The sequence below is a fragment of the Burkholderia sp. AU33423 genome, from assembly GCF_002223135.1.
GTDB lineage: Bacteria > Pseudomonadota > Gammaproteobacteria > Burkholderiales > Burkholderiaceae > Burkholderia > Burkholderia lata_D.
This window is the reverse complement of sequence record NZ_NKFH01000005.1, coordinates 942,796-966,996: the sequence shown is the minus strand read 5'-3', so window position 1 is coordinate 966,996 and position 24,201 is coordinate 942,796. Positions and strand designations below refer to the sequence as shown.

The 24,201-nt window shown below is 69.0% G+C and carries 24 protein-coding genes; 8 read left to right on the top strand and 16 right to left on the bottom strand.

The window, feature by feature from the left end:
- The first annotated feature begins 166 nt into the window (after positions 1-166).
- Positions 167-1,807, top strand: coding sequence for a GMC family oxidoreductase (locus CFB50_RS17040; protein WP_089446616.1), 1,641 nt, complete (start codon positions 167-169; stop codon positions 1,805-1,807).
- A gap of 27 nt (positions 1,808-1,834) precedes the next feature.
- Here the strand turns inward: CFB50_RS17040 and CFB50_RS17035 are convergent, their stop codons facing one another.
- The 6 genes from CFB50_RS17035 to fliF are packed head-to-tail and all read right to left on the bottom strand — an operon-like array spanning position 1,835 to position 8,669.
- Positions 1,835-3,184: a flagellar hook-length control protein FliK gene (locus tag CFB50_RS17035; protein WP_089446615.1), complete on the bottom strand. Its 1,350-nt coding sequence runs from the start codon at positions 3,182-3,184 to the stop codon at positions 1,835-1,837.
- Between the two features lie 31 nt (positions 3,185-3,215).
- Entirely contained in the window at positions 3,216-3,674 is a 459-nt protein-coding gene (gene fliJ, locus CFB50_RS17030) for a flagellar export protein FliJ (protein WP_069249113.1), read from the bottom strand.
- A 5-nt stretch (positions 3,675-3,679) separates the two neighbouring features.
- Positions 3,680-5,212: a flagellar protein export ATPase FliI gene (gene fliI / locus CFB50_RS17025; protein WP_373452961.1), complete on the bottom strand. Its 1,533-nt coding sequence runs from the start codon at positions 5,210-5,212 to the stop codon at positions 3,680-3,682.
- A 32-nt stretch (positions 5,213-5,244) separates the two neighbouring features.
- Positions 5,245-5,928 (bottom strand): flagellar assembly protein FliH, encoded by a 684-nt coding sequence (fliH, locus tag CFB50_RS17020; protein WP_089446613.1) that lies wholly within the window; start codon positions 5,926-5,928, stop codon positions 5,245-5,247.
- Positions 5,921-6,916, bottom strand: a complete 996-nt coding sequence (gene fliG, locus CFB50_RS17015) for a flagellar motor switch protein FliG (RefSeq protein ID WP_069249110.1) — start codon at positions 6,914-6,916, stop codon at positions 5,921-5,923. Before fliG ends, fliH begins: the two co-directional genes overlap by 8 nt.
- Positions 6,906-8,669 (bottom strand): flagellar basal-body MS-ring/collar protein FliF, encoded by a 1,764-nt coding sequence (gene fliF / locus CFB50_RS17010; protein ID WP_089446612.1) that lies wholly within the window; start codon positions 8,667-8,669, stop codon positions 6,906-6,908. The genes fliG and fliF overlap by 11 nt, the downstream gene beginning before the upstream one ends.
- Before the next feature lie 248 nt (positions 8,670-8,917).
- Here fliF and fliE point away from each other — a divergent pair, with 248 nt between their 5' ends.
- From fliE to CFB50_RS16975, 6 genes are all read left to right on the top strand, one after another.
- A complete protein-coding gene (gene fliE, locus CFB50_RS17000) occupies positions 8,918-9,262 on the top strand; it encodes a flagellar hook-basal body complex protein FliE (protein ID WP_089446715.1) in 345 nt (114 codons plus the stop codon).
- 194 nt (positions 9,263-9,456) lie between these two features.
- The gene (gene fliS / locus CFB50_RS16995) at positions 9,457-9,891 is read left to right on the top strand and encodes a flagellar export chaperone FliS (RefSeq protein ID WP_069249107.1); all 435 of its coding nucleotides are present in this window, start codon (positions 9,457-9,459) and stop codon (positions 9,889-9,891) included.
- The gene (locus tag CFB50_RS16990; RefSeq protein ID WP_069249106.1) at positions 9,888-10,220 is read left to right on the top strand and encodes a flagellar protein FliT; all 333 of its coding nucleotides are present in this window, start codon (positions 9,888-9,890) and stop codon (positions 10,218-10,220) included. Before fliS ends, CFB50_RS16990 begins: the two co-directional genes overlap by 4 nt.
- 130 nt (positions 10,221-10,350) lie before the next feature.
- On the top strand, positions 10,351-11,718 hold the full coding sequence (gene fliK, locus CFB50_RS16985) for a flagellar hook-length control protein FliK (RefSeq protein WP_089446611.1): 1,368 nt from the start codon (positions 10,351-10,353) through the stop codon (positions 11,716-11,718).
- Positions 11,715-12,032 (top strand): EscU/YscU/HrcU family type III secretion system export apparatus switch protein, encoded by a 318-nt coding sequence (locus CFB50_RS16980; protein ID WP_089446610.1) that lies wholly within the window; start codon positions 11,715-11,717, stop codon positions 12,030-12,032. Before fliK ends, CFB50_RS16980 begins: the two co-directional genes overlap by 4 nt.
- 269 nt (positions 12,033-12,301) lie before the next feature.
- A complete protein-coding gene (locus tag CFB50_RS16975) occupies positions 12,302-13,036 on the top strand; it encodes a PepSY-associated TM helix domain-containing protein (RefSeq protein ID WP_089446609.1) in 735 nt (244 codons plus the stop codon).
- 93 nt (positions 13,037-13,129) lie between these two features.
- Here CFB50_RS16975 and CFB50_RS16970 read toward each other — a convergent pair whose 3' ends face one another.
- From CFB50_RS16970 to CFB50_RS16925, 10 genes are all read right to left on the bottom strand, one after another.
- A complete protein-coding gene (locus CFB50_RS16970; protein WP_039354764.1) occupies positions 13,130-14,155 on the bottom strand; it encodes an XdhC family protein in 1,026 nt (341 codons plus the stop codon).
- 208 nt (positions 14,156-14,363) lie between these two features.
- Positions 14,364-14,867, bottom strand: coding sequence for a hypothetical protein (locus tag CFB50_RS16965; RefSeq protein ID WP_069249102.1), 504 nt, complete (start codon positions 14,865-14,867; stop codon positions 14,364-14,366).
- Between the two features lie 541 nt (positions 14,868-15,408).
- A complete protein-coding gene (locus tag CFB50_RS16960) occupies positions 15,409-16,815 on the bottom strand; it encodes an amino acid permease (protein WP_069249101.1) in 1,407 nt (468 codons plus the stop codon).
- A 216-nt stretch (positions 16,816-17,031) separates the two neighbouring features.
- Entirely contained in the window at positions 17,032-17,688 is a 657-nt protein-coding gene (gene rqpR / locus CFB50_RS16955; protein WP_039354771.1) for a response regulator transcription factor RqpR, read from the bottom strand.
- Positions 17,689-17,695: 7 nt separating this feature from the next.
- Entirely contained in the window at positions 17,696-18,511 is an 816-nt protein-coding gene (rqpS, locus tag CFB50_RS16950; protein ID WP_069249100.1) for a quorum system sensor histidine kinase RqpS, read from the bottom strand.
- Between the two features lie 416 nt (positions 18,512-18,927).
- Positions 18,928-19,698, bottom strand: a complete 771-nt coding sequence (locus CFB50_RS16945; RefSeq protein ID WP_034179295.1) for a ferredoxin--NADP reductase — start codon at positions 19,696-19,698, stop codon at positions 18,928-18,930.
- Positions 19,699-19,932: 234 nt separating this feature from the next.
- Positions 19,933-20,580 carry a LysE family translocator gene (locus CFB50_RS16940; protein WP_089446608.1) on the bottom strand — a complete coding sequence of 216 codons (648 nt, stop codon included), beginning with the start codon at positions 20,578-20,580 and terminating at the stop codon, positions 19,933-19,935.
- A gap of 120 nt (positions 20,581-20,700) precedes the next feature.
- Positions 20,701-21,516 (bottom strand): endonuclease/exonuclease/phosphatase family protein, encoded by an 816-nt coding sequence (locus CFB50_RS16935; protein WP_069249098.1) that lies wholly within the window; start codon positions 21,514-21,516, stop codon positions 20,701-20,703.
- Positions 21,517-21,521: 5 nt separating this feature from the next.
- Positions 21,522-22,010 (bottom strand): hypothetical protein, encoded by a 489-nt coding sequence (locus CFB50_RS16930; protein WP_069249097.1) that lies wholly within the window; start codon positions 22,008-22,010, stop codon positions 21,522-21,524.
- A gap of 146 nt (positions 22,011-22,156) precedes the next feature.
- Entirely contained in the window at positions 22,157-22,876 is a 720-nt protein-coding gene (locus CFB50_RS16925; protein ID WP_089446714.1) for a nitroreductase, read from the bottom strand.
- A 228-nt stretch (positions 22,877-23,104) separates the two neighbouring features.
- Between CFB50_RS16925 and CFB50_RS16920 the strand changes: the two genes are divergently transcribed.
- Positions 23,105-24,085: an AAA family ATPase gene (locus tag CFB50_RS16920; protein ID WP_089446607.1), complete on the top strand. Its 981-nt coding sequence runs from the start codon at positions 23,105-23,107 to the stop codon at positions 24,083-24,085.
- Positions 24,086-24,201 lie beyond the last annotated feature (116 nt).

The window sequence follows — 24,201 nt, the reverse complement described above, 5'->3', positions numbered from 1 at the left end:
AACGGCGCTCCTCGCTCCTTGCCATACGCCCCGAAGGAAGTCCCCTTGGGGGACGAGCGATTTCGGGCATTCGCATGCGTGTTCCATCTGCAAACAGACCCTCCAAAGAGGAGACGCGGTCGCGCGGCGGTGCCGGGCGCCTTCCATGACACGACGGAGACGTGACATGCAATACGACTACATCATCGTCGGCGGCGGTTCGGGCGGGTCGAGCCTGGCAGGCCGTCTCGCCGATGCCTGCCCCGATGCGACGATCGCGCTGATCGAGGCCGGCTCGCACACGGAGCGCAACCTGCTCGTCAACATGCCGGTCGGCATCGCGGCGCTGGTGCCGTTCAAGCTCGGCACGAACTACGGCTACGAGACGGTACCGCAGCCGGGCCTCGGCGGGCGGCGCGGCTACCAGCCGCGCGGGCGCGGGATGGGCGGCTCGAGCGCGATCAACGCGATGATCTACACGCGCGGCCACCCGGGCGACTACGACGAATGGGCGCAGCTCGGCGCGACCGGCTGGGGCTGGCAGGACGTGCTGCCGTATTTCCGCCGCGCGGAAGGCAACGCGCGCGGCGCCGATGCGTGGCACGGCGCGGACGGCCCGCTCACGGTGTCGGATCTGCGCTTTCGCAATCCGTTCTCCGAACGATTCATCCAGGCGGCGCATGCAGCCGGCTATCCGCTGAACGACGACTTCAACGGCGCGACGCAGGAAGGCGTCGGCTTCTACCAGGTCACGCATCGCGACGGCTCGCGCTGCAGCGTCGCCCGCGCGTACATCTATGGCCGCAACCGGCCGAACCTGCACGTGATCACCGATGCGACGGTGCTGCGCGTCACGTTCGACGGCAAGCGCGCGGCCGGCGTCGCGCTCGCGCGCAACGGGCGGGTCGAGACGCTCGACGCGCGTGCGGAAGTGATCGTGTCGGCCGGCGCGTTCAATTCGCCGCAACTGCTGATGTGTTCCGGGATCGGCCCTGCGGAGCAGCTGCGCCGGCACGGGATCGCGGTCGTGCAGGATGCGCCGGACGTCGGCACGAACCTGATCGACCATATCGATTTCATCATCAATACGCGCGTGAATTCATCGGAACTGGTCGGCGTGTGCCTGCGCGGGATCGCGAAGATGACGCCCGCGCTCGCGCGCTATTTCTCGAGCCGCACCGGGATGATGACGAGCAACGTCGCGGAGGCCGGCGGCTTCATCAAGAGCGATCCGTCGCTCGAACGTCCCGACCTGCAACTGCATTTCTGCACGGCACTCGTGGACGACCACAACCGCAAGATGCACTGGGGTTTCGGCTATTCGCTGCACGTGTGCGCGCTGCGGCCGTTCAGCCGCGGCACGGTGGCGCTCGCGAGCGGCGATGCACGCGACGCGCCGCTGATCGACCCGCGCTTCTTCAGCGATTCGCGCGATCTCGACCTGCTCGTGCGCGGCACGCAGGCGATGCGCAAGATCCTGTCGCAGGCGCCGCTCGCGTCGCAGGGCGGGCGCGAGCTGTACACGCGGGCCGACCAGAGCGAAGCGGAACTGCGCAAGACGATCGTCGAGCATGCCGACACGATCTACCACCCGGTCGGCACCTGCCGGATGGGCTCGGACGCGCGCGCGGTCGTCGATCCGCAACTGCGCGTGCGCGGCGTCGAAGGGTTGCGCGTGGTGGATGCGTCGGTGATGCCGACGCTGGTCGGCGGGAATACGAATGCGCCGTCGGTGATGATCGGCGAACGCGCGGCGGATTTCATCGTCGCCACGCGCAAGGGCGCGGCGCCGCGCGGCGAGGCAGCCGCGGCGGTGCACGGCCGCTGAGCGGCGCGCGCACGGCGGCGGCCATGCTCAGGCAAATGTATCGACGAGGCCGGCGCGGCTCACGCTCGCGGCGGCCGGTGCGGATTGCGCAACGCCGACCGGTGCATCGCCGGCTGACGATCCGCCGCTCCCGCGCCGCGACGGCTGGCCGCCGGCGAAGGATTGTTGCGGGTTCTGCTGCTGCGAGGCGAAGCCGCCGTCGCTGACGGTCGCGCTGCCGAGTCCGAGCCCGCCCGCTTCCATGGCCTCGCGCAGCTTCGGCAGCGCGGCTTCGACCGCTTCGCGCACCTGCGCGTGCTGCGACACGAACAGCGCGTGCGCGTTGTTGTCCGCGACGCGCAGCACGACCTGCAGCGGCCCGAGATCGGCCGGATTGAGCGTCAGTTCGGCGCTCTGCTGGTGCGCATTCGACAGGAACACGACCTTCTGGCTCAGCGCGTCCGTCCAGTCCGGCGTGCTGATGTGCGGTGCGAGCACGTGCGCGTTCGCGGCGGCGATCGCCCCCGCGGCCGGCGACAGCTGCAGGTTCGCCTGGGCCGCGGCCGCAGCCGTGGCGCCGGCCGCGAGCGTCGCGCTGGCGGCCGGGTCCGCCGCGTCGCTGGCTGCCGCGAGCGCGTGCTGCTCGCCCGACTGCGCGTTCGCGTTGGCCTGCAGCGCCTGCGCGGTGGCTTGTACCGGCGTTTGCTGGGTGGCGAGCGCACCCTTCGCGTCGGCGAGCGTGCGGTCGAAGGTCGGCACCTTCGGTGTCAGCGGCGCGGCGGTGCCGGTCGCCGCGGTCGCGGCGGGTGCGGACGCCGTCGTGCCGGCCGCGGGCATCGCGATCGCGCCCGAGCCGCCCGTCAGCTTGGCGAGCGCTTCCTGCAGCACATCGCGGCTCGTTGCCGGTGCGGCCTGGGTGGCCGCCGCCGCGTCCTTGGCCGCGTGATCCGCCAGCGTGGCCGTGGCATCGGGTTGGCCGGACACGGCCGTCTTTTGCGCAGCGGCCGCGGCGGCAGCCGCATCGGCCGGCATCGCGTTGTCCGTGCGCGCCTGCAGTTGCGCCTGCACGGCCGCAGCCGCCGCGAGCGCGGCCGCGTCGGGGTTGATGGCGGCAGTCGTGGTCGTATCGTCGGTCGTGTCGTCGTCTTCGGTGGCGGACGGCTTCGTGCCGGCGGCCGGCTTCGACGAAGCCTGTTGCGTCGACGCATCCGGCACGCCGGAATTCGACGTATCGCGACGCGTGGCGACGCTTTGCTTCAGCGTCTGCGCGAACGGCACGGCGGTCGTCGTGGTCGCGGCATCGTTGCCGGCGGCGCTGGACGAACCCGAGCCGCGGGCGGCCTTGAGTGCGGTGCCGGCGGTGTCGAGCAGCGCGCCGAGCAGGGGCAGGGGAGGCATGTCGGTTCTCTCGTTCGAAGGCGGTGGTCGGTTACGACGAACGGGCCGCGTCGGCCCGCATGCGCAGGATCTTCGCGGCGTGTTCGTCGGCGTCGCGCTGTTCGCGCCGGGCGTCACGCTTCGCTTCCTGCGCGACGCCGCGCGCCTGCAGGATTTCGAACGAGCCGACGGTGCGTTTCTTGTTTTGCCAGTTCGGGCGGGCTTCGTCGATACGGATTTCGGCCGCGGCCAGCACGCTGCGCTGCTGCGCGATCGCGGCGTCGAGCGTATCGATGAACGCCTGGAAATTGCGCCAGTTGCCGGCCGGCATCCCGTGCTGCGCGGATTGCGAGAAGCGCGCGTGGTATTCGTCGCGGTAGCGCAGCAGCGCGTCGAGCTGCTCGGCGGCCGCGGTGCGGTCGCGCTGCGCGGTGCCGAGCTGCTTCGTGGCGGAATCGAGATCCTCCTGCGCGCGGTCGAGCAGCAACTGAAGGGGAAAGCCGTGTGCCATCTGGATCAGCCTCCGTAAGCGTCGAACAGTGCATCGAGCCCGGCGAGGCTCGACGCGAACGGCGCGCATTCGCGAAAGCCCTGCTGCAGGAACGCCTCGATGCGCGGATAGAGCGCGATCGCGCGGTCGAGCTGCGCGTCGCGGCCGGGCGCGTACGCGCCGACCGCGATCAGGTCGCGATTGCGCTGGTAGCGCGACAGCATCTGCTTGAACTGCCGGACGTGGTCGAGGTGCGTTTCGTCGATCAGCGCGGTCATCGCGCGGCTGATCGACGCCTCGATGTCGATCGCCGGATAGTGGCCGGCCTCGGCGAGCGCGCGTGACAGCACGACGTGGCCGTCGAGGATCGCACGCGCCGAATCGGCGATCGGGTCCTGCTGGTCGTCGCCTTCGGTCAGCACCGTGTAGAACGCGGTGATCGAGCCGCCGCCTTCCGGCCCGTTGCCGGTGCGCTCGACGAGCGCGGGCAGCTTCGCGAACACCGACGGCGGGTAGCCCTTCGTCGCGGGCGGCTCGCCGATCGCCAGCGCGATCTCGCGCTGCGCCATCGCGTAGCGCGTGAGCGAATCCATCAGCAGCAGCACGTGCTTGCCCTGGTCGCGGAAATACTCGGCGAGCGACGTCGCGTAGGCCGCGCCCTGCATCCGCAGCAGCGGCGACACGTCGGCCGGCGCCGCGACGACGACCGAGCGCGCGAGCCCGTCCTCGCCGAGGATCTGTTCGATGAATTCCTTCACTTCGCGGCCGCGTTCGCCGATCAGCCCGATCACGATCACTTCCGCGCTCGTATAGCGCGCCATCGTGCCGAGCAGCACCGACTTGCCGACGCCGGAGCCCGCGAACAGGCCCATCCGCTGCCCGCGGCCGACGGTGAGCAGCGCGTTGATCGCGCGCACGCCGACGTCGAGCACGTGGTGGATCGGTTCGCGCTCGAGCGGGTTGATCGACGGCGCCGACAGCGGCGCGTCGACCTTCGACGCGAGCGGGCCGAGGCCGTCGAGCGGGCGGCCCGACGCGTCGACGACGCGCCCGAGCATTTCCCAGCCGACCGGCAGCCGCTTCGCGCCCGCGAGCGGATCGGCGACGGGCGCGCTTTCGCGCGGCCAGACGCGCGCGCCGGGCAGCACGCCCGCGACGTCGGTGGTCGGCATCAGGAACAGGCGATCGCCGGCGAAGCCGACGACTTCCGCTTCCGCGTGCGGCAGCGTGCTGCCGGGCGGCAGTTCGATCGTGCATTCCGCGCCGACCGACAGGCGCAGCCCGATCGCTTCCAGCACGAGGCCGGCCGCGCGCGTCAGGCGCCCGCACGGCCGCAGCGGCAGCGCGCGCCGGCTGCGCGCGGCGAGCCCGTTCAGGTGGGTGCGCCAGTGCGCGAGATGCGGGTTGTGCGGGGCGCGCGGCGTGGCGCCGGCGGCCTCGGCCGCCTCGGCCGCCGCAGTGGTGAGGGGCTGGGTGGCGTCTTGAGCGGTGTCCAGCGCGGCGTTGTGCGCGTCCGGGCCGAACGACGCGAGCGCGAGTTCGCGCTCGAGCGGCGTCATGCCGTCGTGCGCGAGCGCCTCGGGCGGCCGCGTCACCACGTGCTCACCTTGCCGATCGCGGCGGCGACGCGCTGCCAGCGCGTGGGCAGCGTCGCGTCGACCTCGCCGGTCGCGGCGTGCGCGCGGCAGCCGCCGCGCTCGATCGACGCATCGGTGCGCACGTTCCAGCCGAGCGTATCGAGATCGTCCTGCAGATAGGCTTCGACGACGGGCAGGTCGGCCGGATTCACCGCGAGATGCGGCGCGCCGGACAGCGCGGGTTCGGCCGCGAGCACGTCGCGCACGGCGGCAACCAGCGCGGCCGGGTCGTGCTTCACGTGCTGGCGGACCACCTGCTGCGCGATGTCGAGCGCGAGCTGCGCGATATCGGCGGCCAGATCGTGCTCGACGGTCGACACGGCCTCGCGGAACGACGCGGCGAGCGCCGCGAGCTGCGCGGCCTGTTCACGCGCGTCGGCCTGGCCGGCTTCGAAACCCTGTTCGCGGCCCTGCTCGAAACCGGCCTGGTAGCCGAGCGCCTGGCCCTCGACGTGGCCGGCCGCATGGCCTTCGGCGTGCGCGGCGTCGCGCACGCGCTGCAGATCCTCGGCGAGCGCGGCGGCGGCCGCTGCCGCGTCGTCGGGCGGCGGCGGGGGCGGCGGCGGGTCGAACGACGCCATCTCCCACCGCTGGTAGGCGGTGAGGGTGCCCGCGCGATCGCTCGCCGAATCAGACATACGCGTCTTCCGCCTTGCCGCCGATCGCGATCGCGCCGCTTTCGGCCAGGTTGCGCACGATCTGCAGGATGCGGCGCTGCTGCGTCTCGACGTCGGACACGCGTACCGGGCCGCGCGCGTCGAGATCCTCGGCGAGCAGTTCGGCCGCGCGCTGCGACATGTTCGCGAGGAACTTCTGGCGCAGTGCCGGCGGCGCGCCCTTCAGCGCGATGATCAGCGTTTCCGACTCGACTTCCTTGAGCACCATCTGGATCGCGCGATCCTCGAGGTCGAGCAGGTTCTCGAACACGAACATCTGGTCGATGATCTTCTGCGCGAGTTCGGCGTCGTACTGGCGCACGCTTTCGAGCACGCCTTCCTCATGCACGCTCGTCATGAAGTTCAGGATTTCGGCCGCGGTGCGGATGCCGCCCATCGGGCTGCGCTTCAGGTTGTCGCTGCCGGACAGCAGGCCCGTCAGCACGTCGTCGAGCTCGCGCAGCGCGGCCGGCTGGATGCCGTCGAGCGTCGCGATCCGCAGGATCACGTCGTTACGCAGCCGCTCGGTGAAGCACGACGCGATTTCCGACGCCTGGTCGCGGTCGAGGTGCACGAGGATCGTCGCGATGATCTGCGGATGCTCGTTCTTGATCAGTTCGGCCACGGCGGCCGAGTCCATCCACTTCAGGCCCTCGATGCCGCTCGTGTCGCTGCCCTGCAGGATGCGGTCGATCAGCACGCCGGCCTTGTCCTCGCCGAGCGCCTTGGTCAGCACCGAGCGGATGTAGTCGCTCGAATCGAGCGACAGCGCGGTGTGCTGCTCCGCTTCCTTCGCGAATTCGTGCAGCACGTCCTCGACCTGCTCGCGCGTGACGTTCTTCAGCGCGGCCATCGCGGCGCCGATCTTCTGGACCTCGCGCGGCGCGAGGAACTTGAATACCTGCGCGGCCTCTTCCTCGCCGATCGACATCAGCAGGAGCGCGCTCTTGGTCAAGCCTTCAGCGTTCATCGGACACCCAGTTCTTCACGACGGTGGCGACGATCTTCGGATCCTGGCGGGCGATCGTGCGCGCGTAGTCGAGGTTGCGTTCGTAACGGTTCTTCTCGCTCTCGAACCCGAGCAGCAGCGAGTCGGGTTCCTCCGCCTTCTCCGGCGCCGGCAGGCCGTCGAGCGCGACCGGATCGTCCGGTGCGGCGAGCGCCGGCGCGGCCGGTTCGGGCGGCGGGAATGCGCGGCGCATCGCCGGGCGCACGAACATGAAGTAGAGCGCCGCCGCGGCCGCCGCGATGCCGAGCCACTTCGCCGCTTCCTTCGCCATCGCGATCATGTCCGGCTGGCGCCACCACGGCAGGTCGGCGTACGGGTCGCTCGCGGTGGAGAACGCGCTGTTCACGACGTTCACCGAGTCGCCGCGCTTCTCGTCGTAGCCCATCGCATCCTTCACGAGCTGTTCGACCTGCGCGAGCTTCGCGGGCGGCAGCGGCTGCATCGTCACGTGGCCCTTCGCGTCGGCGACCGGCTGGTAGTTGACGACGACCGCGACCGACAGCCGCTTCACGCTGCCCATCGGCTGTTCGGTGTGGCGGATCGTCTTGTCGAGCTCGTAGTTGGTCGTCTGGTCCTTGCGGTCGCTGACCGGCGTCGTCTGCGGCGCGTTCTGGCCGTTGCCGGCGACGATCGGCGCGGAGGCCGGCTGCGGCGGCGTGTTCGACAGCGCGCCCGGCACGCCCGACGCGCCGCCCTGCGCCAGCTCGGTCGCGCTGCTGGTCTGCTGGCTGCGGATCGCGGATTGCTGCGGATTGCCGTTCGGGCCGTAGCTTTCCGACGTCTGCTCGATCTTCGAGAAATCGAGATCCGCGCTGACCTGCGAGCGCGCGTTGCCGGCGCCGAAGATCGGCGCGAGGATCGCGTCGATGCGCTTCTGCGTGTTGTGCTCGACCTGCTGCACGTACTTGAGCTGGCTCGCGTCGAGGCCGGATGCCGACGCGGTCTGGGTCAGCAGGTTGCCGTCCTGGTCGACGATCGTCACGTTCTTCGCGGGCATGTCGGGCACGCCGGACGACACCATCCGCGTGATTGCCTGAACCTGCCCCTCGTCGAGCACACGGCCCGGGTAGAGGTCGACGAACACCGACGCGCTCGGGGCTTCCTTGTCGCGCACGAACACCGACGGCTTCGGGATCGCGAGATGCACGCGCGCGCCGCGCACGGCGTTGATCGATTCGATGGTGCGCTGCAGCTCGCCTTCGAGCGCGCGCTGGTAGTTGATCTGCTCGGCGAACTGGCTGATGCCGAATTTCTGGTTGTCCATCAGCTCGAAGCCGACCGAGCCGCCCTTCGGCAGCCCCATCGCGGCGAGCTTCAGGCGCGTTTCATGCACCTGGCTCGACGGCACGAGGATCGCGCCGCCGGCATCGGCGAACTTGTAGGGAACGTTTGCCTGCTGGAGCGCGGCAATGATCGCGCCGCCGTCGCGATCCGACAGGTTGCTGTACAGCACGCGGTAGTCGGGCGCGCGGCTCCACAGCACGAGCGCGGTGATGACGGCGACCGCGAATGCGACGGCGATCAGGAACGGCAGCTTCGGGTTGCCCTTCATCCGCGAGATGCCGGGGATGCGTTCCGCGAAGCCGCCAAGCCCGAAGTCCGCGCCTGCGCCACCCGCGCCCGGCAACGCGGCGGCCGCGGCGGCGCCGGGCGCCGGGCTGGCGAGGCCCCCGCGGGCGTCTGGGTTGATCAGCGAGTTGGCCTGCGAATCCATGCGTCGAGTTTCTCCGGAGCGGGACGACTGAGCTCGCTCGGACGAGCGGGCGGACAATGACACGATGCGATTATCGTGACCCGGGCCCGACTCCGATCGACCGAAAAGAGCGGGGTTTCCCCCGTACTTTCTCGGCTTTGACGCGCGGCGCGCTGCTATCCTTTTTCGGAATCCGGCATGGTGCGCGTGGTGCGGCACCGGCGGATCTCCCGGTGCGTCCGGGTCTCTCTCTCAGTTTTGGGGACAGCATGACTGCGAACGTCAGCGGAATCGGTTCGGTGGTGCAACAGATGCAGTCGATGGCCGCGCAGGCGTCAGGCGGCGTCGCGAGCCCGGCGGCGGCACTGGCCGGCTCGGGCGCGGCGACGGCCAGCACGTTCGCCAGCGCGATGAAGGCGTCGCTCGACAAGATCAGCGGCGACCAGCAGCACGCGCTCGGCGAGGCGCAGGCGTTCGAGGTCGGCGCGCCGAACGTGTCGCTGAACGACGTGATGGTCGACATGCAGAAAGCCAACATCGGCTTCCAGTTCGGGCTCCAGGTCCGCAACAAGCTGGTGAGCGCTTACAACGACATCATGCAGATGGCGGTTTGACACGGCGGCTATTCAGGGAAAGCGATCCGTGGACGGCCATCCGGCCTGGGCTGCGGGCCGGCCTGGCTGCGCCAGGCGGCACGCGCCGCTTGCCTAAAGCTTTCCCAATCCCTTCCGATAACTCCGGTGAAGGCCGCGTCGTGCGATGCACGGCGGCGGTTCCCGTATAGCCAAGGCACAACAAGGAGAAGCGCATGTTTTCCCCAGGACACGCTGGAGCCAGTGCATACGCGCGTGTCGGCGTCGAGACCGGGGTGATGGGCGCTTCCCCGCACCGGTTGATCGCGATGCTGTACCAGGGCGCGCGGCAGGCGGTTGCGCTGGCGCGCATGCATTTGCAGCAAGGCAATGTATCCGCGCGCGGCGAAGCGATCAGCAAGGCGATCCGGATCGTCGACAGCGGGCTGAAGGCGTCGCTGAACCTCGATGCGGGCGGCGAGATCGCGGAGCGGCTGGACGCGCTGTATGCGTATATCGGCCGGCGTCTGCTCGAAGCCAATGCGCAGGCGAGCGACGCGATGCTGGTCGAGGTCGACAGGCTGCTCGCGACGCTCGAGGAAGCATGGACGGGGATCGCCCCGGAAGTCGCGCGGATGGCCGCGCAACAGGCAGTGGAAGCATCGAGATGAATCGCAAGGCCGAATACTTCGAACGTTACGAGGCGCTCGCCGCCGTGTCGGGCCGGATGCTGGGCGCTGCCCGCAGCGCCGACTGGAGCGCGTTGCCGGAGTTGCAGGCCGAATTCATGCAACTGGTCGACGGGCTGAAGGAAGCCGATCCGGGCGTCGTGCTCGACGAATCGGATCTCGGCCGCAAGCTCGACCTGATCCGCCGCATCCTGGCCGACGACGCCGCGATTCGCGATCTCGCGAGCCCGGACCTCGCGCGGCTGTCCGCGCTGTTCGAGGCGCGGCGCTCGACCCAGGTATTGACCGATCTCTACCGCGCGCGCGGGTAGGGCCCGTTTCCGGGGAAACGGGCGCGGGGGCGCACGAGCCCGTTGCGGCAGGCGCGCAGTTCCCGCGGACGGCACCGGCATGCCGTTCCCGGATTCGCAACGATGTGGCTGAGATAAGCAGGCTCCGATCATGACCGGTATCGACTCCGTTGCGGCCGCGCTGCTGGCGAGCCGCCTCGACAGCTTGCTGACCGGCACCGTGTCGGCGCCCGCCGGCGGCGGCGTGACCTCGCAGGTCGGCACGCCGGGCACCGGCGCGTCGTCCACGCCGTCGGCCGGCACTCCGCCTGCCGCACCGCCTGCTTCCACCCAGACTGCACTGTCCGATGTCGGGCGCGTGCTCGACGCGATCTCGCGCGCCGGCGGGGACGCGACGCCGGCCATCGCCGGGCGCGCGCCGCTGCTGGCTGACCCCGCCGTGCTGTTGACCGACACGGCTGCGCCGGCCCGCGCGCCAGCCGCTGCCGATCCGGCAGCGCCGTCCACGCCCGCTTCAACTGCTGCGTCGTCGGCTGCGGCAACACGCGAAGCCGCGGCGACGTTGCCCGTCGCGGCGCTGCGCGCGGCGCTCGCGCAGGCCGTGAGCGAAAGCGGCCTTTTCTACGAATCTCATCTCGCGCAGTGGCTGGCCGGCCAGCGTCCGCTCGCGGCGCTGATGCGCGAGCCGCAGGCGCGCCTCGCGGCCGCGCTCGCACCGGCCGATCCGGATGCCGCACGGCACGGCTCGACCGACCTGCTCGACGAGCTGCTCGAGCCGCGTCCGCCATTGGCCGCGACCGCGCGCGCAACCGCGCCGCCGGGCACGCCGGCCCAGGGCGGCGCGCCGGCTCGGGACCCCGCACAGGCGTTGCCGGCAGGCGCGCGGCAAGGGGCGTCGCTGCCGCACGATACGGCCGATCTGCTCGGCGATCGGCCCGATGCGCGCTGGACGCCCGCGCGGGCCGAGCTGGCCGCCGCGTCGTCCGATTCGCCGGCGCAGACGGTCGCGACCGTGCATCCGGCCACCGTGCCGCTCGTCAGGCAGCAGCTCGACGCGCTCGCGACCGACCAGTTCCGCTGGGCGGGCGAGGCGTGGCCCGGCGCGCGGCTCGACTGGACGATCGAGCCCGACGATCCGGGCAACCGTGCGTCGCGCGGTGACGGTGACACGGGCGACGGCATGGCCTGGCGCACGCGCCTCACGCTGACGTTGCCGTCGCTCGGCACGGTCGACGCGGAGCTGGTGCTGAACGGCACGCAGCTCGTCGCGCGGCTGCGTGCGAACCAGACGGGTGCCGACCGCCTCACGCGGCACGAGGCGGCGCTGCGGCAGCGGCTCGAAGTGTCGGGGCTCAAGGTGGGCGGGCTGTCGATCCGCGCAGTCGACGACGGCCCGGACGGCTTCGACCTGTTTGCGGCCCAGGCGGCGGCCGCCGCGTATGCGCGCGGCTCGGCGTCGGCCTCGGCCGGCGGCCCGGCGGCGCGTGCGCCGGATACCGACGACGAGGCGCTGACATGAGCATGACGTCCCGCAAGCGCGCGGCCGCGCTCGTCTACGATCCGAAGGGCGGCGATGCCGCGCCGCGCGTGGTCGCGAAGGGCTACGGCGCGCTCGCCGAGATGATCGTCGCGCGCGCGCATGACGCCGGGCTATACGTGCATACGGCGCCGGAGATGGTGTCGCTGCTGATGCAGGTCGATCTCGACGACCGGATTCCGCCGCAGCTCTACCAGGCAGTCGCGGATCTGCTCGCGTGGCTGTACTCGCTCGACCGTGCCGACCCCGCGCCGGACGCCGCCGCATCGCGCTTTCCGCTGCCGCCGCTGCGCTGAACGGCGCTGCGCCGCGCGATTTCTTACGAAATGCCGCCTTGACCTTGCAAGGTCATTCTGTCGGTATTTTTCGCCTATCGATCGGCATCGTGCTGCAACGGTCGTGCTTCGCCCGAATTTCCTCGCTCGACGGGCTTGCCGCGGCGTACCCGGGCGGATTGAGCCTGTAATAGATTTGTGTAATGATATCCATTCTCATTTTCATGCTGCCCGGGCGGCGCGCACGCTTTGCGCGCCGCCCGTTGTTTTGAACGAATGGAACCTCTCGCGTGAACGCGCCCGAAACGATCAATCCGCCCCGGACGGGGGCTTCCCGCGCGGGCGTCACCGTGCTGCACCCGGCGGCCCGCCCGCTGAGCGACGACGAACTGGCCGCACGCCGCCAGCGTTCGCGCCGCGCGACCTTCATCAAGTGGCTGCGCAAGGTGCATGGCTGGGTCGGGCTGTGGGGCGCGGTGCTCGGGTTGCTGTTCGGCGTGACGGGCGTGCTGCTCAACCACCGCGCGCCGCCGCTGAAGATTTCGACCGGCGAGCCGCAGGTCGAGGAGATGCAGATCGCGCTGCCGGACCCGGCGCCGAAGACGCCCGCCGCGATGACGAAGTGGCTGCAGCACGAACTGCATTTCGACGGCAAGCCGGGCCGCATGCGCAAGGAGCCGGCGCAGCCCGTCGCGTGGGGCGACAAGCGCGTGATGCAGCCGGAGCACTGGCAGATGGGCCTGTTCGGCCCGCACCAGAACCTGCAGGCCGAATACTGGGTCGGCAACGGCTACGTCGCGGTGAAACGCACGGGCAACACGTTCCTGACGACGCTGAACAACCTGCATCGCGGCGTCGGGATGAATCTCGGCTGGGTGCTGTTGATGGACACGATCGCGGGCTCGCTGATCCTGCTGTCGCTGACCGGCGTGCTGCTGTGGACCGAGCTGAACAAGCGCCGCACGGTCGGCGTCGTGCTGGTGGTCGGTTCGGTCGCCGCGGCACTGGCCGCCGGCCTGGCCTGATCGGCGGCCTGGCGCGGGCGCTTTCGTCGGTTTCGTCCGCTTCGCCGGTCGCGGACGCGTACCCGGCGCGACTGCGCGCCGGAGTCGCGGCGATCAGAGCCCGCAGGCCGCGCCGCTGTTCGCGGCGATCTCGCGCGCGGCCTTCGCGCCCTCGACCTGCAGGATCGTCGGCAGCGACACGTTGTTCTTCGCGGCGGTGATCTCGGCGAGGATCGAGATCGCGATTTCCGGCGGCGTCCGGCTGCCGATGTAGATGCCGGCCGGCCCGTGCAGCCGGGCCAGTTCCGCTTCGTTCAGGTCGAATTCGCGCAGCCGCTCGCGCCGTGCCGCATTGTTGCGCCGCGAGCCGAGCGCGCCGACGTAGAACGCGGGCGTCTTCAGCGCCTCCATCAGCGCGAGATCGTCGAGCTTCGGGTCGTGCGTGAGCGCGATCACCGCCGAACGCGCATCGAGGTTCATGTCGAGCACCGTATCGTCGGGCATCGTGTGCACGACGCGCGTACCCGGCACGTCCCATGCGTCCGTATATTCCTCGCGCGGATCGCACACCGTCACCTGGTAGTCGAGCCCGACCGCGATCTGGCACAGATAGCGCGACAACTGGCCGGCGCCGATCACGAGCATCCGGTAGCGCGGCCCGTGGATCGTCACGAGCCGCTCGCCGTCGAACGCGAGCCCGTCGGCCGCCTGCGCGGGCGACAACGATGCGCGGCCGGTCGCGAGCGTCATCGTGCGCGTGACGAGGCGGCCGGCCTCGACTTCCGCGCACAGCGCGGCGATCCCGCTGTCGCGCGTGAGCGGCTCGAGCACGAGCTGGATCGTGCCGCCGCACGGCAGCCCGAAGCGGTGCGCTTCCTCGGCCGTCACGCCGTACTTGAGCGCTTCCGGGCGTGCGTCGGCCGCGATCCCGCTTGCGTGCACACGGGCGATCAGGTCGTCCTCGATACACCCGCCGGACACGGAGCCGACCACGAGCCCGTCCTCGCGCACCGCGAGCATCGCGCCTTCGGGGCGGGGCGACGAGCCCCACGTCTTCACGACCGTCACGAGCAGCACGCGGCGCCCTTCTTCGAGCCAGCGAGCGCTGGATTTCAATACATCGAGATCGACGCTTTCCATCATCTTCTTCCTGTTGCCGGACGGCCCGCTGCCCGGGACCGTCGTTCGATGGCGGGATTATGAACCGGCCGCGGCAAGCGTGCAGGCAACGACGGAACGCGCAAAACGGGAAGGGAGAAGCGCAGCAGCGAGGAAGGCGGGCAGGGCGGCTGGAGGCGGGCCGCCGGCAGGTTGCCGGGCGGACGCATCCGCCCGGCGGGTCGCTCCGTCAGAGCGAGCCCAGGTACTGCGTCAGGTTGCGGATGTTGTTGTCATACGCGCTCGGCGAGCCGAGCTCGACGCCGCCGCTGCGCACGTAGTACTCGAACGGCACGGAGCGGGTGCCGAAGAACGGCAGGAAATTGTCCGGTTGCAGCGTCGTGCCGTTCAGGCCGATCGCCCAGTTCCGCGACTTGTACAGCTCGAGCTCGCGGATGGTCGCCTGGACCTGGTTCGTCTCCGACGCGCGAATCGCGGCGATGTGCTGCGTCAGCGTCTCGATGTTCGCCTGGTAGGCGCTCGGTTCGCCGACCGAGACACCGCGCGCGCGGACGTAGTAGCTGAACGGCAGGTTGCGCTCGGTGAAGAACGTCAGGAAACCGTCCGGCGCGAGCGTATCCCCGTTCAGCCCGATCGCCCAGTTCTTGCTTTGGTAATCCTTGAGCCCCGCGATCGTCTGGTTGGCCGCGCTGATTTCGACCTTCGCCGTGACGTTGACCAATGTATTGCTCATGACAGACCTCTCTGGTTCTTGTTGAACTTCGGACAGGTACAGCACATGCCTCCGGACGGAGGCAATAAAATACCGTCGACCGGATTATCAGGCCGTGAATTTTTTAATTAAAAATATGCTGAAAATTCGTTTTTGAATGCGCGATGAGGTTGTGCTTATAAAAAGGCGCTTCGAGGAAATCGATCGCATCCCGCCGCGCTCCTGCTGCGGCTCGTGCCCCGTCTGGTCTAGGCGGGAAGGGTGTGAGACCGGCCGACCTGAATACTAGGTTGGCGAATGCAAGAGTTCAATGTCGGCCGCGTGATTATTTTCGTCTATTCATATTCAATTCAATCGAATTACATTTTTAATCGATAAATATGCTGATCCGAATCGAATATATCGGCATTCGGAAAATAACCAATGGGAACCGGAATTGACGCGCGGATCGTTGCAGAAAAGGCAACGTGGCGGCGGGACGGGTGAAGGCAGGGCGGGGAGGGGGCGGGGCCGGCGTCCGGCCCCGCGGGGGCGTACCGTGCCGCGAGCGGCACGGCGGCGCTCAGTGCGCGTCGTGGTGACCGTGCGCGAGTTTCGAGTGGTGGCGCGAGTACAGGAAGTAGATCACGAGGCCGATCGCGAGCCAGATGCCGAACGCGGCCCACGTGATGGGCTGCAGGTTCAGCATCAGGAACAGGCACGACGCGACCGCGAGGATCGGCACCACCGGCACGCCGGGGCAGCGGAACGCACGCGGCAGGTCGGGGTGCGTGCGGCGCAGCACGAGCACGGCGATCGACACCATCGAGAACGCGGCGAGCGTGCCGATGTTGATCAGCTCGGCGAGCACGTTGAGCGGCACGAGCGCGGCGATCAGCCCGAAGAACAGGCCGACGAGCCAGGTCGTCAGGAACGGCGTCGCGTAGCGCGGGTGCACGCGCGACAGCGCTGCCGGCAGCAGCCCGTCGCGCGACATCGCGAAGATCACGCGCGTCTGGCCGTAGCTCATCACGAGGATCACGGTCAGCATGCCGAGCACGGCGCCGAGATCGATGAAGCCCGCCACCCACGTTTCACCGGCCTTCTGCAGCGCGTACGAGATCGGGTGCGAGATGTTCGCGTACTGGGCCGACGGCACGATGCCGGTCGCGACCGCGGCGACCGTCACGTACAGCACCGCGCACACCGCGAGCGACGCGATGATGCCGATCGGCAGGTCGCGCTTCGGGTTCTTTACTTCCTCGGCGGCCGACGACACCGCGTCGAAGCCGATGAACGCGAAGAACATCACGGCCGCCGCGCCGAACACGCCGTTCCAGCCGTGCGGCATGAACGGCTTCCAGTTCGCGGGCGTCACGTGGAACACGCCGACCGCGATCACGAGCAGCACGACCGACACCTTGATGAACACCATGATGTTGTTGATGCGGGTCGACTCGCGGATGCCGATCGACAGCAGCGTCGTGATCACGATCATCACCAGGAACGCGGGCAGGTTGAACCACGTGACGACGCCCGGCACCGCACCGGGCGCGGCCGTCAGCACGGTGGGCAGCGTGAGTCCGAAGCCCTGCAGCAGCGACTGCAGGTAGCCCGACCAGCCGACCGATACGGCCGACGACGCGAGGCCGTATTCGAGCATCAGGTCCCAGCCGATGATCCACGCGACGAGCTCGCCGAGGGTGGCGTACGAATACGTGTAGATCGAGCCGGCGACGGGGATCGTCGACGCGAACTCCGCGTACGACAGTGCGGCGAGGCCGCACGCGATCGCGGCGATCACGAACGACAGCATCAGGGCGGGGCCGGCCTGCACGGCGCCGGTACCGGTCAGCACGAAGATGCCGGTGCCGATGATCGCGCCGATGCCGAGGAAGGTGAGGTCGATCGCGCCGAGCGCTTTCTTGAGCCCGGCGGCATGCGCGCCGGCGATCATGCGATCGACGTTTTTCTTGCGGAAGAGAGACATTGCGGATGAATCGCCAGCGCGCGCGGGCGCGGTAGCGCTGACTGAGTGAAAACCCGCAATTTTAGCCGATTTGGCGCACAAGACCCGCTGCGGCGCAGCGGTTCGTCACAAAATCGTCCGATAAAACAAGCGCTTGCGCTTCAGGCGGGCGACAGCAGGCGGCGGCGCGGCATGTGCCGCGTCGCTGGCCCGGACGAATCGGGTGAGCCGGGGAAATCAGGCGCCGGCCGTGGGCGCCATGTCGACGAGCCGGTTGCTCATCACGTAGAACGTGAGTTCCGCGTTGTTCGACAGCCGCATCTTCTCGAGCAGCCGCGACCGGTACACGCTCACCGTCTTCACGGACAGCGACAGCGTGTTCGCGATGTCGGTGAGCCGCTTGCCCGACGCGAGCATGCAGAGCGTCTGGTATTCGCGGTCGGACAGCTTCTCGTGCGGCAGCGGTTCGTTCTCGAACGACACGTATTCGGCGAGTGCCTCGGCCATCGCGGGGCTCACGTACTTGCGGCCGGCCGCGACCTGCTGGATCGCGCCGATCATCTGCGCGGCGTTGACCGTCTTCGACAGGTAGCCGGCCGCGCCGGCCTTCAGTGCACGCACCGCGTACTGATCCTCGCGGTACATCGAGAACATCAGCACCGGCGTGCGCGGCAGCTTGCGCTTGAGGCGCTTGAGCACCTCGATGCCGTTCGTGTCCGGCAGCGAGATGTCGAGCAGGATCACGTCGAATTCCTGTTTGTCGACGGCGGCCATCGCGTCGCCGCCGGTTTCGGCCTCGGTGACGTCGCGCGCGACGCCACGATCGATCAGCAACTGGCGGATCCCTTGCCGGACGATCGCGTGATCGTCCACGAGCAGGATGTTCAGGCTCATGACGCCCTCACGAAAGCGACGCGCGGCGGGCCGCGACGGGCACCGCGAGCAGCGAATCCCAAGCGAAGCGCGCGGTGACGCGCGTGCCGTGGCCGGTTGCCGGCGTGGCCGTCTCGAAGCTGCCGCCGAACGCCTCGCAGCGGGCGCGCATGCCGGCGAGACCATAGCCGGTGCGGCGGCGCCGGGGGAAACCGGTGCCATCGTCGGAGACAATCAGTGACAGGTGCGTGCCGTCGGTGGCGATCCGCACGTCGACCGACGTCGCGCGTGCGTGCTTCGCGACGTTCGACAACGCTTCCTGCGCGACGCGGAACACCGCGAGCGCGCTGGCCCCGGCGATCTGCGTCAGGCGCGCGTCGGCCGCACAGACGAAGCTGGTGCGCAGGCCGGTGCGGGCCGCATGGGTGTCGGCCCACGACGACAACGCGCCGACCAGGCCCGCGTCGAGCGCCGGCGTGTCGCGCTCGTCGATCAGCCGGCGATTCGCGTCGGTCGCGGCGTCGAGCGCCTGCTGCGCCAGTTCCAGCGCACGCAGGCAACCCTCCGGCGCATCGGCCGGCAGCCACGTTTGAACGTTTGCGAGCGCGAATCGCGCAGCGGTGAGTTCGGCGCCGAGCCCGTCGTGCAGTTCGCCGGCCAGATGGCGGCGGGCCGCTTCGTCGGCGGCGAGCAACTGGGCAGACAGCGCTGCGATCCGCGCGGCGGAGGCGCCACGTTTCGACGCGGCGTCGGCAATGGGCGGAGTCGCGACGCAGCCCGGCACGCGCTGTTGCGACGGGAACGGGGCGTGGGCGCCCAAAGGCGCGTTAAGCGACGTATCCATGACTCTCCCTGCTGTCAGAAAGCGGTTCAGACACCGGCTGGCTGCGTGGATCGGCTGCCGTTTCGATGACGGTCGCCGCCAGAGAATCGCCCCCTGCCGAGGTAACAAAAGTTACGTCTTGTAACACTTGCATCCGACCCTTCCACTCTCATCCGAACGGCAACCGCGCGCGGCGAATAATATCTCAAAATTTCTGAAAAGGTCATGTCGGGCGGACATTTAAGGGTAAATGTGAATAATCGGGATGAAGGTGTTGTAGGAAAAACACTGACACCCGAGCACCGGACGAGGACGTATCCAAATGTAACTATTTGAGATGAGATGATCCCAATTTGTTACGAATTCGCCAAGTAGGGACGAAAAAAAACCGGAGCTTTTGCTCCGGTCCTTGATGATGCGCAAAATTTGGGGATCGATCAGTCCACGAACGCGCGCTCGATCACATAGTGGCCCGGTGCGCTGTTCTTGCCTTCGACGAGGCCGGCCTGTTTCAGCAGGTCGGTCGTGTCCTTCAGCATCGCGGTGCTGCCGCACAGCATCACGCGGTCGTTTTCCGGCGAGAACGGCGGGACGTCGAGATCGGTGAACAGCTTGCCCGTTGCGATCAGGTCGGTGATCCGGCCTTCGTTGTCGAACGCTTCGCGTGTGACCGTCGGGTAGTAGACGAGCTTTTCCTTGATGATGTCGCCCAGGTACTCGTGGCCCGGCAGGTCGTGCTTGATGTAGTCCATGTACGCGAGCTCACCCTTCAGGCGGCACGTGTGCGTCAGGATCACCTTGTCGAAGCGGTCGTAGATGTCCGGATCGCGGATGATCGACATGAACGGCGCGAGGCCCGTACCCGTCGACAGCATCCACAGCGTCTTGCCCGGCAGCAGGTTGTCGGCGACCAGCGTGCCCGTCGGCTTCTTGCCGATCAGCACCGTGTCGCCCACCTTCAGGTGCTGCAGGCGCGACGTCAGCGGGCCGTTCTGCACCTTGATGCTGAAGAATTCGAGATGCTCTTCGTAGTTCGGGCTGACGATCGAGTAGGCGCGCGCGAGCGGCTTGCCGTCGACCTCGAGGCCGACCATCGTGAATTCGCCGTTGTTGAAGCGCAGGCTCGCCTCACGGGTGCAGGTGAAGCTGAACAGCGTGTCGGTCCAGTGATGGACGGATTGGACGGTGGCGGTGTCGTATTTGCTCATGGCTTTGAAAACGGACGCGCGTGGCGAACGCGAGTAACGGGCCCAAAAACGGGCAAAAAACCGAGTGCGACGGCCCGATCACGGATCGGCCGGCCGGCGCGTCGGACACGCGCCTTCTCGATGACAGACGATTGAGGAACTCGTTATTTTACCCTGTTGACGCCGTTCGCGGGCTTGACCCCCGTGGCCGCGCGGATTTGGCGCAACGAATTATTTCAATTGCCTTTCGGTTTTTCAGCGCTCGGCCGCGAGTTTCGCGCCGAGGCCGACGAGCGCCACGCCGCACAGCGCGTCGAGCGGGCGCCGCACGCGCCGGTAGCCGCGCTGCGCGCGCGGGCTCGCGAACAGGTACGCGACGCACGAATACCAGCCGGCCGACAGCACGCCGATCGTCACCAGCACCGCGCCGTTGAACCACAGCGGCACGTGCGCGGGTAGCATCGCCGCGAACACGCTGGTCCAGAACGCGCACGATTTCGGGTTCGTCAGGCAGGTGAACAGGCCGCTGCGATACGCACGCAGGTAGTCGCGCGCGTGCGGCGCGGCCAGCGGTGCGCGGTCGTCGGGCGCGTCGGCCGGCGCCGTATCGCGGCGCACGCCCGCGCGCAGCAGCTTGAAGCCGAAATACACGAGGTACACGGCGCCGCCGATCCGGATCGCCTCGTACAGCCATTCGACCTGGTGCAGCACGGCGGCGAGGCCGAGCATCGCGAGCGTCGCCCATGCGATCGACGCGGTGCCGACGCCAAGCGCCGACGCGGCACCGAGGCTGCGGCGGCCCGCGAGCGACAGTTGCGAAATCATGAAGAAATTCGGGCCGGGCGTGATCGCCGCGACGAGATAGACGACGGCGATTTGCAGCAGGATCGGCAGGTAGGTCATGGCGGCGCGGCCCGGCGGCGGGGCGGAGCGGAATAGGCAAGTCGTTAATGTAGCGCGCGCCGCGCGGCCGCGCTTTGGCGGCGCGCAATCCGGCTGAGATCGGGCCGAGCTGGGGGAGCCCTATTGCGGCTCGAGGCGCAGGCGCGCGATGTACGGCAGGTGGTCCGACAGCCACGCGGCCTCGCCGGACGGCGCGCGCCATTCGAGCGGCGTCAGCCCGCGCACGAACATCTTGTCGAGCGCGAGCGCCGGTGAGAACGCGGGGAACGTGCGGCCCGATTCGCCGAGCAGCGTCGCGACCTCGGACAGCCCGATCTCGCCGAACAGCGCGACCGAATCGTTGCGCCAGTCGTTGAAGTCGCCGGCGAGCATCAGCGGGCCGTCGCCTGCGTTGCGCACGATCCAGTGCGCGATCCAGTGCATCTGGCGCAGCCGTGCGGCACGCGTGAGCGCGAGGTGCGCGCACAGCAGCGTGACCGGGCGGGCGCCCGCGAGCGTCGCGCGCGCGACCAGCAGGCCGCGCCGCTCGAAACGGTGCGCCGAGATGTCCCAGCGGCCGCCGAGGTCGAGCGGATGCGGTGACAGGATCGCATTGCCGTGCCGCCACGACGGCTTGAACACGTTCGGACCGAGCGCGATCTGCCAGTCGAGCGCATGCGCGATCTCGGTGGCCTGGCAGTGCCAGATGTCGTCGACCGCGTCGTCCATCGGTGCGCCGAAGCCGGGCGCGAGCACGGGGCGCGGCATGCGGCGCGCCATCGCTTCCTGCAGGAAATACACGTCGGCGTGCGTCGACTGCATCCAGTTGCGCATCGCGTTCCATGCGGTGAAACCGAGCGGCGAGCGGCCCTTGTGCAGGTTCCAGCTGACGGCGGTGATTTCGTCGGGTGCGGCGTGCGGTTCGGCGAACGGCAGGGACAGGGCGTCGGCGGACATGACGCTCAATCCTTCGCGACGTGCGCACGCACGCGGTACACGAGGTGCGGATGTTGCTCGACGAGCGTCCAGTCGGTCCACGCGTCGGCGCCGACCGTCAGGCCGGGGTGGCTCGCGACGATTTGCCGCGGCGACGCGGGCACGCACGGATCGGCCGGCTTCGCGCCTTCGTCGTCGATCGTTTCCTGCACGTCGAGCGCGAGTGACACCGTATTCGCGCCGGCATCGACGGTGAGCGGCGCGACCGTCACCGAGCGCGAGCGCTCGGTCGGCACGACGCGCGCGGCGTTGCCGCAGCCGACCGGCACGGCGGACGGATAGCGATGAGTATCGGTACGGGTCTGACCCACGGTGGTGCGCTGCTGGAACGTGTCGATGGTTTGACCGTCGCGTGCGACCTGGATCTCCCACGCGACGGAGGCCGGTGCGGGGCTCTGCGCATGGGCGGCGAGCGCGATGCTCGCGAGCAGGACGGCCAGGCCGTGTTTCAGCATGAAACGTCTCCGGAAACGCGCAATAGCGGGGAACGGACGCACATCTTACGCCCGATCGATTTCGATCGCGATGTGACAGGACGCGTCGCGGCAGGTTCGGAGCACGATGCGTACCTGTTCGAAAGGTAGGGCCGCGTCATGCGTTTTCAAGCGAAAAAGCGCGTGAACTCGGCGACCGGCGCGCGCTCGGTGACGAGGCGGTTCTCGATCGCGTCGGGGTCCGCATGGCCGAGCGACATCCCGCAGACCAGTTGCTCGTTGGCGGGAATGCCGAGGTGTTCGGCGACGATCCGGTGGAACGGCACGAACGCGGCCTGCGGGCAGGTATCGAGCCCGCGTGCGCGCGCGGCCGTCATCACGCCCTGCAGGAACATCCCGCAGTCGAGCCATGCACCGTAGGTCATCACGCGGTCGAGCGTGAAGAACAGCGCAACCGGCGCATCGAAGAACCGGAAGTTGCGGGCGTGCTGCGCATGCATGCGCGCCTTCTCGTCGCGGCCGATGTTCAACAGGCCGTACAGGTCCCAGCCGACCTTGCGGCGCCGGTCGATGTACGGCGACACCCATTCGCGCGGGTAGTAGTCGTACTCGGCGACGTATTTCTCGTCGCGCGCGGGATCGTCGTACGCCGCGGTCAGCGCGGCGGCGAGCGCATCGCGCGTGGCGCCCGTTGCGACGTACACGCGCCATGGCTGGATGTTGGTGCCCGACGGCGCGCGGCTCGCGGCTTCGAGGATCGCCTCGAGCGTGTCGCGCGGCACCGGCGTCGGCAGGAACGCGCGGACCGCACGGCGTGACGTGAGCGCCGCGTCGACGGCGTCGATCGCATCGGCATCGACGCGCGGGACAGCAGTGGGGACGGACATCGGCATACCTTCGAGGCGGGGGCGACGCGCCGCGCGGGCGCGGTCGGCCGGGCCGGTGCGGCGGGTGGGTGAACCGACGATCATACGCCGCGGCGCGCCGGCGTGCAGCGCGCGCGGCTGTTAGCAGCAGACGCGCGTGGCTGCTTGCTTGCGCGGGAATGCGGGATCGCTACACTGAAATCGTAAGGGTCTGATGGTCGTGTGACGGCAAGCGGCAGCGAGGTTGGTATGACGACGGCGATGGTGAAACAGGAACTGGCGGTGGCATCCTTCAGCACGGTGTACGACCTCGAGCAGGTCGAGACGGCGTTGAATGACCTGAACGAGAGCGCGAGCGACGCATTGCGCGCCACCTACGAGAGGATGCTCAAGACGGGCAATCTGCGCTTCTGCGTGAAGCCGAACCGGATGCCGTCGTTCGACGCGCTCGGCGAGGCATTGCCCAATTTCGCCGAGCCGCTCGAAGACGTGCGCAAGCAGGTCGCGCTGTGCCTCGAAACGGAGGACCGGCTCGAACTGATGCCGATCCTGCTGCTCGGGCCCCCGGGCATCGGCAAGACGCATTTCGCGAAGGCGCTCGCGCTACTGCTCGGCACCGCGTACCACTACGTGCCGATGAGTTCGCTGACGGCCGGCTGGATCCTGTCGGGTGCGTCGTCGCAATGGAAGAACGCGAAGCCCGGCAAGGTGTTCGATGCGCTGGTGAACGGCAGCTACGCGAACCCGGTGATCGCGGTCGACGAGATCGACAAGGCCGGCAGCGATGCGCAATACGATCCGCTCGGCGCGCTGTATGCGTTGCTCGAGCACGACACCGCGCGCGCATTCATCGACGAATTCGCGGAAGTGCCGATCGATGCGGGCAACGTGATCTGGATCGCGACCGCGAACGAGGCGCACGCGATTCCGGAGCCGCTGCTCAACCGGATGAACGTGTACGAGATCGAGCCGCCCGATGCGGCCGGCGCGCGCCGGATCGCGCAGACGATCTACGACGAGATCCGCACGTCGCATGCATGGGGGCGGCGCTTCCCGGACACCCTCGGCGACGACGCGCTCGACGTGCTGGCCGCGACCCCGCCGCGCACGATGCGCCGCGCGCTGCTGCACGCGTTCGGCGCCGCGCGGCTCGACGGGCGCGACGCGATCGGGCCGCGCGACATCCGGGCCGACGAAGGCGCCGCGAAGCGCCGGCCGATCGGCTTCTGAACGAGCGGCGCGCGCACGGCGGCGGCGTGCGCGTCGTGCCGTGCGTCGTGCGTCGCGCACGGCGTCGCCGCGAGACGCTGCACGACCTTCGGCAAGCGGATGAACCGGGACGTACA